General features: G+C 56.9%; 11 protein-coding genes. 10 read left to right on the plus strand and 1 reads right to left on the minus strand.

The window, feature by feature from the left end:
* The 7 genes from odhB to AC1DSG_RS22155 form a co-directional block, all read left to right on the plus strand.
* Nucleotides 1-726, plus strand: a 726-nt coding sequence (gene odhB, locus AC1DSG_RS22125) for a 2-oxoglutarate dehydrogenase complex dihydrolipoyllysine-residue succinyltransferase (RefSeq protein ID WP_477792788.1), incomplete at its 5' end; no start/stop codon positions are given.
* Nucleotides 727-832: 106 nt separating this feature from the next.
* Entirely contained in the window at nt 833-2,269 is a 1,437-nt protein-coding gene (gene lpdA, locus AC1DSG_RS22130) for a dihydrolipoyl dehydrogenase (RefSeq protein ID WP_007945143.1), read from the plus strand.
* 196 nt (nt 2,270-2,465) lie between these two features.
* Nucleotides 2,466-3,632: an ADP-forming succinate--CoA ligase subunit beta gene (gene sucC / locus AC1DSG_RS22135; RefSeq protein ID WP_477792789.1), complete on the plus strand. Its 1,167-nt coding sequence runs from the start codon at nt 2,466-2,468 to the stop codon at nt 3,630-3,632.
* On the plus strand, nt 3,632-4,513 hold the full coding sequence (gene sucD / locus AC1DSG_RS22140) for a succinate--CoA ligase subunit alpha (RefSeq protein WP_223514145.1): 882 nt from the start codon (nt 3,632-3,634) through the stop codon (nt 4,511-4,513). Before sucC ends, sucD begins: the two co-directional genes overlap by 1 nt.
* A 429-nt stretch (nt 4,514-4,942) precedes the next feature.
* On the plus strand, nt 4,943-6,256 hold the full coding sequence (gene brnQ, locus AC1DSG_RS22145; RefSeq protein WP_477792790.1) for a branched-chain amino acid transport system II carrier protein: 1,314 nt from the start codon (nt 4,943-4,945) through the stop codon (nt 6,254-6,256).
* Nucleotides 6,257-6,537: 281 nt separating this feature from the next.
* Complete coding sequence (locus tag AC1DSG_RS22150; RefSeq protein WP_477792791.1) at nt 6,538-7,275, plus strand: DUF599 domain-containing protein; 738 nt, start codon at nt 6,538-6,540, stop codon at nt 7,273-7,275.
* The gene (locus AC1DSG_RS22155; protein WP_477792792.1) at nt 7,275-7,676 is read left to right on the plus strand and encodes an MAPEG family protein; all 402 of its coding nucleotides are present in this window, start codon (nt 7,275-7,277) and stop codon (nt 7,674-7,676) included. The genes AC1DSG_RS22150 and AC1DSG_RS22155 overlap by 1 nt, the downstream gene beginning before the upstream one ends.
* Before the next feature lie 67 nt (nt 7,677-7,743).
* Here AC1DSG_RS22155 and AC1DSG_RS22160 read toward each other — a convergent pair whose 3' ends face one another.
* Entirely contained in the window at nt 7,744-7,977 is a 234-nt protein-coding gene (locus AC1DSG_RS22160; RefSeq protein WP_477792793.1) for a hypothetical protein, read from the minus strand.
* Between the two features lie 156 nt (nt 7,978-8,133).
* Between AC1DSG_RS22160 and AC1DSG_RS22165 the strand changes: the two genes are divergently transcribed.
* The 3 genes from AC1DSG_RS22165 to htpG all read left to right on the plus strand — a co-directional run.
* On the plus strand, nt 8,134-8,610 hold the full coding sequence (locus tag AC1DSG_RS22165) for a PaaI family thioesterase (protein ID WP_477792794.1): 477 nt from the start codon (nt 8,134-8,136) through the stop codon (nt 8,608-8,610).
* Nucleotides 8,607-9,059, plus strand: coding sequence for a PaaI family thioesterase (locus AC1DSG_RS22170; protein ID WP_477792795.1), 453 nt, complete (start codon nt 8,607-8,609; stop codon nt 9,057-9,059). Before AC1DSG_RS22165 ends, AC1DSG_RS22170 begins: the two co-directional genes overlap by 4 nt.
* Before the next feature lie 81 nt (nt 9,060-9,140).
* The coding region (htpG, locus tag AC1DSG_RS22175) for a molecular chaperone HtpG (protein ID WP_477792796.1) at nt 9,141-10,004 on the plus strand (864 nt) is incomplete at its 3' end.

The following is a 10,004-nucleotide window of genomic DNA, read 5'->3' on the forward strand; positions in this document are numbered from 1 at the left end:
GCTCCTGTGTTCGCCGCTGGCGAGCGCATCGAGAAGCGTGTTCCGATGACCCGCGTTCGCGCTACCGTGGCCAAGCGTCTGGTAGAAGCTCAGTCGAACATGGCGATGCTGACCACCTTCAACGAAGTCGACATGACCGAAGTCATGGCCCTGCGTTCGAAGTACAAGGACCTGTTCGAGAAGTCCCACAACGGCGTACGCCTGGGCTTCATGTCGTTCTTCGTGAAAGCGGCCACCGAAGCGCTGAAACGCTTCCCGGCTGTTAACGCCTCGATCGACGGCGGCGACATCGTTTACCACGGCTACGCCGACGTCGGTGTTGCTGTTTCCAGCGACCGTGGTCTGGTGGTGCCGGTTCTGCGTAACGCCGAACTGATGAGCCTGGCTGAAATCGAAGGCGGCATCGCCACCTTCGGCAAGAAAGCCCGTGACGGCAAACTGTCGATGGACGAAATGACCGGCGGCACGTTCACCATCACCAACGGTGGTACTTTCGGTTCGATGATGTCGACCCCGATCGTCAACCCGCCGCAAGCAGCTATTCTGGGCATGCACAACATTCTGCAGCGCCCTATGGCGATCAACGGTCAGGTCGTTATCCGTCCGATGATGTACCTGGCTCTGTCCTACGATCACCGTCTGATCGATGGCAAAGAAGCTGTGACCTTCCTGGTGACCATCAAGAACCTGCTGGAAGACCCGGCTCGTTTGTTGCTGGATATCTAAAAAGCAGCGGCAAGCTGCAAGCTGCAAGCCCCAAGCTCAAGGTGAGCGAGTGGGCTTGAGGCTTGCAGCTTGCGGCTTGTAGCTTGTTGCTAAAAGGGAACCTTTTATGACTCAGAAATTTGACGTAGTAGTGATCGGCGCGGGCCCTGGCGGCTACGTAGCTGCCATCAAAGCAGCGCAGCTTGGTCTGACGACGGCCTGCATCGAGAAGTACACCGACAAGGAAGGCAAACTGGCTCTGGGCGGTACTTGCCTGAACGTCGGCTGCATTCCATCCAAGGCGCTGCTGGACAGCTCCTGGAAGTTCCACGAAGCCCAGGATGGCTTCGCGATCCACGGTATCAACCACGCTGGCGTGACCATGGACGTGCCAGCAATGGTCGGCCGTAAAGCCAACATCGTCAAAGGCCTGACCTCGGGTGTTGCCACCCTGTTCAAAGCCAACGGTGTGACTTCCATTCAGGGTCACGGCAAGCTGCTGGCCGGCAAGAAAGTTGAAGTCACCAAGCCTGACGGCTCGGTAGAAATCATCGAAGCCGAAAACGTGATTCTGGCTCCAGGCTCGCGTCCGATCGACATTCCACCGGCTCCGGTTGACCAGAATGTGATCGTCGATTCGACTGGCGCACTGGAATTTCAGTCCGTACCCAAGCGTCTGGGCGTGATCGGCGCTGGCGTTATCGGTCTGGAACTGGGTTCGGTCTGGTCCCGTCTGGGCGCCGAAGTCACCGTTCTCGAAGCGCTGGACACCTTCCTGATGGCCGCTGACGCTGCCGTTTCCAAGGAAGCGCTGAAAACCCTGACCAAACAAGGTCTGGACATCAAGCTGGGCGCTCGCGTTACCGGTTCCAAAGTGAACGGCGACGAAGTCGTTGTGAACTACACCGACGCCAAGGGTGAACAGAACATCACTTTCGACAAGCTGATCGTAGCCGTTGGTCGCCGTCCGGTGACCACTGATCTGCTGTCCGCTGATTGCGGCGTGACCCTCGACGAGCGCGGTTTCGTGCACGTTGACGATCACTGCGCCACCACCGTGCCGGGCGTTTACGCCATCGGCGACGTGGTTCGCGGCATGATGCTGGCACACAAGGCTTCGGAAGAGGGCATCATGGTCGTTGAGCGCATCAAGGGCCACAAAGCCCAGATGAACTATGACTTGATCCCTTCGGTTATTTATACTCACCCGGAAATCGCGTGGGTTGGTAAAACCGAGCAGGCCTTGAAGGCTGAAGGCGTTGAAGTTAACGTTGGCACCTTCCCGTTCGCAGCCAGTGGCCGTGCCATGGCAGCCAACGACACCGGCGGTTTCGTCAAAGTCATTGCCGATGCCAAGACTGACCGCGTATTGGGCGTCCACGTGATTGGCCCGAGCGCTGCAGAACTGGTTCAGCAGGGCGCGATCGGTATGGAATTCGGCACCAGCGCTGAAGACCTGGGCATGATGGTTTTCTCCCATCCGACCCTGTCTGAAGCCTTGCACGAAGCAGCTCTGGCAGTGAATGGCGGCGCCATCCACATCGCCAACCGCAAGAAGCGTTAAGACAATAAGAAACCACGGCGGAATGGCCCGTCGTGAGCCTTGCATGCAAGTCTCACCGCGGAATATCCGCTGGACGCAGCCTTGCGTAGTTGCACCGGTTGTCCGGAAAGGCTACGCAAGCAGCAGTCAAAGGTGGTGCGGCACTTGAACGAGTGCAGCRCCGAATGCGCAGTACCTAACGAAGACGGTAAWAAGCATGAATCTTCACGAGTATCAGGGTAAGCAGCTGTTCGCTGAATACGGCCTGCCAGTWTCCAMMGGCTACGCAGTAGACACCCCGGAAGCAGCAGCAGAAGCTTGCGACAAAATCGGCGGCACGGAATGGGTTGTCAAAGCCCAGGTCCACGCTGGTGGTCGCGGTAAAGCGGGCGGCGTCAAGCTGGTTCGCAGCAAAGAAGACGCTAAGGCATTCGCACAGCAGTGGCTGGGCAAGCGTCTGGTGACTTACCAGACTGACGCCAATGGTCAGCCAGTCACCAAGATCCTGGTTGAATCGTGCACTGATATCGCTAAAGAGCTGTACCTGGGCGCTGTCGTTGACCGTTCGAGCCGTCGCATCGTGTTCATGGCTTCCACCGAAGGTGGCGTGGACATCGAGAAAATCGCTCACGACACCCCAGAAAAAATTCTGAAAGCCACTATCGATCCACTGGTTGGCGCTCAGCCATTCCAGGGTCGCGAGCTGGCATTCCAGCTGGGTCTGGAAGGCAAGCAAGTTGCTCAGTTCGCCAAGATCTTCGTAGGTCTGGCCAAGCTGTTCAAGGATCACGACCTGGCTCTGCTGGAAGTGAACCCGCTGGTGATCAAGGCTGACGGCGATCTGCATTGCCTCGACGCCAAGATCAACATCGACGCCAACGCCATGTACCGTCAGCCTAAGCTGAAGACTTTCCACGATCCGTCGCAAGACGATCCGCGCGAAGCGCACGCTGCCAAGTTCGAACTGAACTACGTGGCACTGGAAGGCAACATCGGTTGCATGGTCAACGGTGCTGGCCTGGCCATGGGTACCATGGACATCGTCAACCTGCATGGCGGCAAACCAGCCAACTTCCTCGACGTGGGCGGCGGTGCTACCAAAGAACGCGTTACCGAAGCGTTCAAGATCATCCTGTCCGACACTAACGTCGCTGCAGTATTGGTCAACATCTTCGGCGGCATCGTTCGTTGCGACATGATTGCCGAAGGCATCATCGGCGCGGTGAAAGAAGTCGGCGTGAAAATCCCGGTTGTTGTTCGCCTTGAAGGCAACAACGCTGAGCTGGGCGCTAAAGTACTGGCAGAAAGCGGTTTGAACATCATCGCTGCTACCAGCCTGACCGACGCTGCTCAACAAGTTGTTAAAGCTGCGGAGGGCAAATAATGAGCGTCCTGATCAATAAAGACACCAAAGTTATCTGCCAGGGCATTACCGGTTCGCAAGGTAGTTTCCACACCCAGCAAGCCATCGAATACGGCACCAAGATGGTTGGCGGCGTAACTCCTGGCAAAGGCGGCACCGAGCACCTGGGTCTGCCAGTGTTCAACACCGTGAAAGACGCTGTAGCTGCCACTGGCGCCACCGCCAGCGTGATCTACGTTCCAGCTCCTTTCTGCAAGGACTCCATCCTGGAAGCAGCTTTCGGCGGCATCAAGCTGATCGTTTGCATCACCGAAGGCATTCCTACCCTGGACATGCTGGACGCTAAAGTTAAGTGCGACGAGCTGGGTGTTATCCTGATCGGCCCTAACTGCCCAGGCGTGATCACTCCAGGCGAATGCAAGATCGGCATCATGCCAGGTCACATTCACTTGCCAGGCAAGGTCGGTATCGTTTCCCGTTCCGGCACCCTGACCTACGAAGCTGTGAAGCAAACTACTGACGCCGGTTTCGGTCAGTCGACTTGCGTCGGCATCGGCGGTGACCCGATCCCTGGTTCGAACTTCATCGACATCCTGAAGCTGTTCCAGGAAGACCCGAAGACCGAAGCGATCGTAATGATCGGTGAGATCGGCGGTTCGGCTGAAGAAGAAGCGGCTGCCTACATCAAGGCAAACGTGACCAAGCCGGTTGTTTCCTACATCGCTGGTGTGACTGCCCCTGCGGGCAAGCGCATGGGCCATGCTGGCGCAATCATCTCTGGCGGCAAGGGCACTGCAGACGAGAAGTTTGCTGCCCTGGAAGACGCAGGCGTTAAAACCGTGCGTTCGCTGGCAGACATCGGCAAGGCTTTGTCCGAGCTGACCGGTTGGGCGATCAAATAAGCCTCGCGCTTAGCTGACGCTTCACCAGACAAAGGCCACCTTCGGGTGGCCTTTGTCGTTTCTGGGATTTACGTTTGCTAGACGGACGCCATCGCGGGCAGCCCGCTCCCACGGGGATTTGTAGCGTTCATACAATTTGGTTTACCCCACAAAACCTGTGGGAGCGGGCTTGCCCGCGATGGCGGACTTTATAGACACAGATCAATTTAGTTGCAGAAACGCGACACAGAAACGTCGCGTATCGGATAGTTCGCCCTCTAACAGTGCGTTTTCAGGACAAACTCGTTAGGCTACACACCATTTTTGCGAACGCGGCCCACAAGGCAGCGACGCGCTAAAGGGTCAGTCCTATACGGATCGACAGCATTTCCCTCACCCCCAAGGGAAATCCCTCTCTAAATTCCGATTCAGTAGTGTGGTATTTCCTTAATGAAAGTGTTGAAAGGCCAGGACATTCTGGCACTTGGTTTTATGACGTTTGCCCTGTTTGTCGGGGCTGGCAACATCATCTTCCCGCCTATCGTCGGTTTGCAGTCCGGGCCTAATGTCTGGATGGCGGCGCTGGGCTTCCTGATCACAGCGGTCGGTTTGCCGGTGATCACCGTGGTAGCGCTGGCGAAGGTCGGTGGTGCGATGGATGCCCTGAGCAGTCCGATCGGTAAAATCGCCGGTGGCCTGCTGGCTGCTGCGTGCTACCTCGCCGTCGGCCCGTTGTTCGCCACGCCACGTACCGCCACCGTATCGTTCGAAGTTGGCCTGGCGCCGCTGACCGGTGAGAGCCCGTTGGCGCTGTTCCTCTACAGTTCGGTGTACTTCCTGATCGTGTTCTTCATCTCGCTCTACCCGGGCCGATTGCTGGATACCGTAGGGCGTTTTCTGGCTCCGCTGAAGATAATCGCCCTGGCCGCGCTCGGCATCGCCGCGTTCGCGTTGCCTGCCGGTGATATCGGCGTGGCCACGCCGGAGTACGTCGCGGCACCGTTCTCTCAAGGTTTCATCAATGGTTACCTGACCATGGATACCCTGGGCGCATTGGTGTTCGGCATCGTCATCGTTAACGCGATCCGCTCCCGTGGCGTTGAGTCGCCGGTGCTGATCACCCGTTACGCAATCATTGCCGGGCTGATTGCCGGCGTGGGTCTGGCACTGGTTTACGTCAGCCTGTTTCGCCTCGGTTCGGGCAGCCATGAAGTAGCCGCCGGTGCGACTAATGGCGCGGTGGTATTGCACGCTTATGTTCAACACACCTTCGGTTCGTTGGGCAGCGGTTTCCTGGCCGTACTGATCTCGCTGGCCTGCCTCGTAACGGCTGTTGGCCTGACCTGTGCCTGCGCCGAGTACTTCAGCCGTGTGCTGCCACTGTCGTACAAGACGCTGGTCATCATCCTGGCGGTTTTCTCCTTGCTGGTGTCCAACCTGGGCCTCACCAAGCTGATTGCCTTCTCGATTCCGGTACTGACCGCGATTTACCCGCCATGCATCGCCCTGGTGGCGCTGAGCTTCTGCAAGGACTTCTGGCATGAGCAGGGCCGCATCGTCGGTCCGGTGATGCTGGTGTCGTTCCTCTTCGGCATGATCGACGCGCTCAAGGGTGCGGGTCTGGCGGACTGGATGCCGACTCAGTTGTCTCACTTGCCGCTGAGCGAGCAGGGCCTGGCGTGGCTGGTGCCGGCGGTCATGACGCTGGTGGTCGCAGTGGTTTGCGATCGCCTGCTGGGCAAGCGCGAAGAAGCGCTGGCTTAATCTGCAGGAGGGCCCGCCACAAGCGGGCCATGAAGCGGAAACAGAAATGCCCCGTATCAATCGATACGGGGCATTTTTTTTGGAGTCAGTGCAGTGTCTTTTTCCATAAGCTAACGTCGAAGCCTTGCAAATTTTCAATGTGGGAGCGAGCCKGCTCGCGATGGCGATTTACTTTCAACCGAGATGTTGACTGATCTACCGCTATCGTCGGAACGCCGCCCGGAGCCGGCTCGCTCCCACAGGGGTTTCGAGTATTTCGCATCTACATCACAAGGACCTGCATGTCGTTCATCCACGCCAACCTGATCCACATCCTCGCCGCGCTCTGGTTTGTCATCTGCTGGGGCGGTTACACCCGTTATGCCACGTGGAAGGGCCGCGACACCGCGTGCCTGGCCAGTGTGTTGCACCTGTACCGCGAAGACTGGATGCGGCGCATGCTGCTACGCGACAACCGCATCGCCGATGCCAGTGTGGTGGGTAATCTGGAGCGTAACGCCTCGTTTTTCGCCTCCAGCACCTTGATTATTCTGGCTGGCATTCTCACCGTGCTCGGTGCTTCTGAAAGGGCGGTGTCGTTGTTGGCGGATATCCCGATGGTTCAGCAGGCCTCCCAGGGCATGTCGGAGATCAAATTGCTGTGCCTGGCACTGGTGTTTGTCTACGCCTTTTTCACCTTCAGCTGGTGCATGCGTCAGTACAATTTTGCGGCGATTCTGATTGGTTCGGCGCCGATGGTCGGTGAGCGCCACGTTTCCGAACAAGAACGCAAGGCCTTCGCTGCCCGAGCGGCACGGGTTATCTCCATGGCCGCCAACCAGTTCAACTTCGGCCTGCGTTCCTACTATTTCGGCATGACCATGCTGGCCTGGTTCGTCAGTCCGTGGCTGTTCATGCTGATGAGTGCCGGCGTAGTGCTGGTGTTGTATCGCCGGGAGTTTCATTCCGACGTTCTGGACGTGATGGTCTATACCCCTACAGAGGCACCCTTGCCCGAGGTAAACAAAGAGGCCGCTTGATGAGTATTCCGTTCTGGTGTGTGTTCATCAGTGCATTACTGATTTATGTGGCCCGCATGCCGGTGGCCAAGGCGATGAAAGAGCAGGGCGGTTACAACAACCACCAGCCGCGCCAGCAACAGGCGCAACTGAGCGGCTTCGGCGCCCGGGCGGTGGCCGCGCATCAAAACAGTTTTGAAGCCTTTATATTGTTTGCGGTGGGGGTGCTGATGGCGCACACCACTCAAACCGCAGGATGGCTGATCGACTTGCTGGCGATCATCTTTGTGATCTCACGCGTTGTCTACTTACTGTGTTACTGGGGTGATTTGGCCTGGCAGCGCAGTTTGGTCTGGTTTGTCGGTTTCGTCTGTTCGTTGTTACTGATGATTAGTCCGACTTTTAGAAGCATTTTGCTCTAACGGAGCAAATCGCAGGCAAAAGAAAACCCGCACTTGGCGGGTTTTCTTTATCACGCTAAAAACTGTTTTAGTTTTTAGGTGCTTCTTTTGCAGCGGCAGCGTTCGATTCAGCCTGAGCTTTGGCAGCTTCGGCGTTTTCTTTCGCAGCGTCGTTCACTTTATCCTGAGCTTTGTTCATGTCTTGCTGAGCTTGCTCAGCATGTTTGGCAGCATCTTGAGCTTTGTCCTCGGATTTTTTATCGCAGGCAGCGAGACCGAGGGAAGCGGTCAACATCAAGGCAATAGCTAAAGTCTTACGCATGGGGTGTTTCTCCTTATGGAAATAACTACTGGCCTTTCGAGCACAGCTGGCGATGATAAGTTCCTCATTTCATACAAATATATGAAGGTTCTTCTCTAAGGAACTTTTTGCTTTTTCCAAGACTTCGGATCCCCACTAACTAGAGTTATTTATCTCATGGCCGAAAACCCTGTTTTTGAGCGTGCGACGCGATTCCTGTCGGCGCTCCGGCATTGTCAGGTCCTCGGGTTACGGGTACACAGCGCCAGTACTGACGGACTAACGGTCATCTTGCCGTATAGCCCGCAAATCGTTGGTAATCCGCAAACTGGCGTGATCCACGGCGGTGCACTGACGTCGTTGATGGATACGGCGTGCGGTATGTCGACCCTGTGTGTGCTGCCCGAATTTGAAGTCTGCCCGACCCTCGATCTGCGCATCGACTACATGCATGCCGCCGAACCGCATAAAGATGTCTACGGTTTCGCCCAATGCTACCGAGTGACCACCGACGTGATCTTCGCCCGTGGTTTCGCCTATCAAGACGATCCCGAGCACCCCATCGCCCATGTCGTCGGCACATTCATACGCATGGGCAAAGCCATCAAAGGCACAAAAGGCTTTGGCGGCGTCATTGCCGGAGGTGCGAAATGACCGATTCCTTCAAGGAACAACTGCAACAGGCCCATGAGGAGGGCAACTACGCGTCGCTGTTGCACCTGATTCCTTACGCCAAACTGATCGGCGTCGAGTGTTCGCGGGTGGGGGATGATCTGCTGTTTCGCCTGCCAGCCAACAAGGACAACATTGGTAACCCTTTATTGCCGGCGATTCATGGCGGCGTGATTGCCGGGTTCATGGAACTCTCGGCCGCGCTGCACTTGCTGATTTTCACGGGTTCACCGGGTGTGCCGAAAATCATCGATTTCTCCCTCGACTACCTGCGCGCCGGGCAGTTTCGCGTTACCTGGGCCAAATGTCAGGTGTGCCGACAGGGTCGCCGGGTCGCCAACGTGGCCGTTACCGCCTGGCAAAGCACTGAATCCGAGCCCATTGCGACAGCCCGCGCCCATTTCAAAATTGAAGAGCCCTTGAAATCCTGAACACAGCCCCCAACTCTGATGACAACCCGCCGCCGACCCTGAAGGTCGCGGCCACTGCCATCTGATTGGAGTTTGATGACCATGAGTGTGGAAACTCAAAAGGAAACCCTGGGCTTCCAGACCGAGGTGAAGCAACTGCTGCACCTCATGATCCATTCGCTGTATTCCAACAAGGAAATCTTCCTTCGCGAATTGATCTCGAACGCCTCTGACGCTGTCGATAAATTACGTTTCGAAGCCCTGTCCAAGCCTGAATTGCTGGAAGGTGGCGCCGAACTGAAAATCCGTGTGAGCTTCGACAAGGACGCTAAAACCGTCACCCTCGAAGACAACGGCGTTGGCATGAACCGTGAGGAAGCGATCACCCACTTGGGTACCATCGCCAAATCCGGCACTGCCGACTTCATGAAACACCTCTCTGGCGATCAGAAGAAAGATTCGCACCTGATCGGTCAGTTCGGTGTGGGTTTCTACTCTGCATTCATCGTCGCCGACAAAGTCGATGTGTTCAGCCGTCGTGCCGGTGATGCGGCCAGCGAAGGCGTGCACTGGTCGTCCAAGGGCGAAGGCGATTTTGAAGTCGCCACCATTGAGAAAGCCGAGCGCGGCACTCGCATCGTCCTGCACCTGAAATCCGGTGAAGACGAATTCGCCGATGGCTGGCGTCTGCGCAACATCGTCAAGAAGTACTCCGACCACATCGCCCTGCCGATCGAGTTGCCAAAAGAAGTGGCCGCCGTTGAAGGTGAAGAGACGCCGGCCGTTGAATGGGAAACCGTCAACCGCGCCAGCGCCTTGTGGACCCGTCCTCGCACCGAAGTGAAGGACGAGGAATACCAGGAGTTCTACAAGCACGTTGCTCACGATTTTGAGAACCCGCTGAGCTGGAGCCACAACAAGGTCGAAGGCAAGCTCGAATACAGCTCGCTGCTCTACGTGCCGGCC

This window comes from Pseudomonas sp. P5_A12 (genome assembly GCF_056400685.1).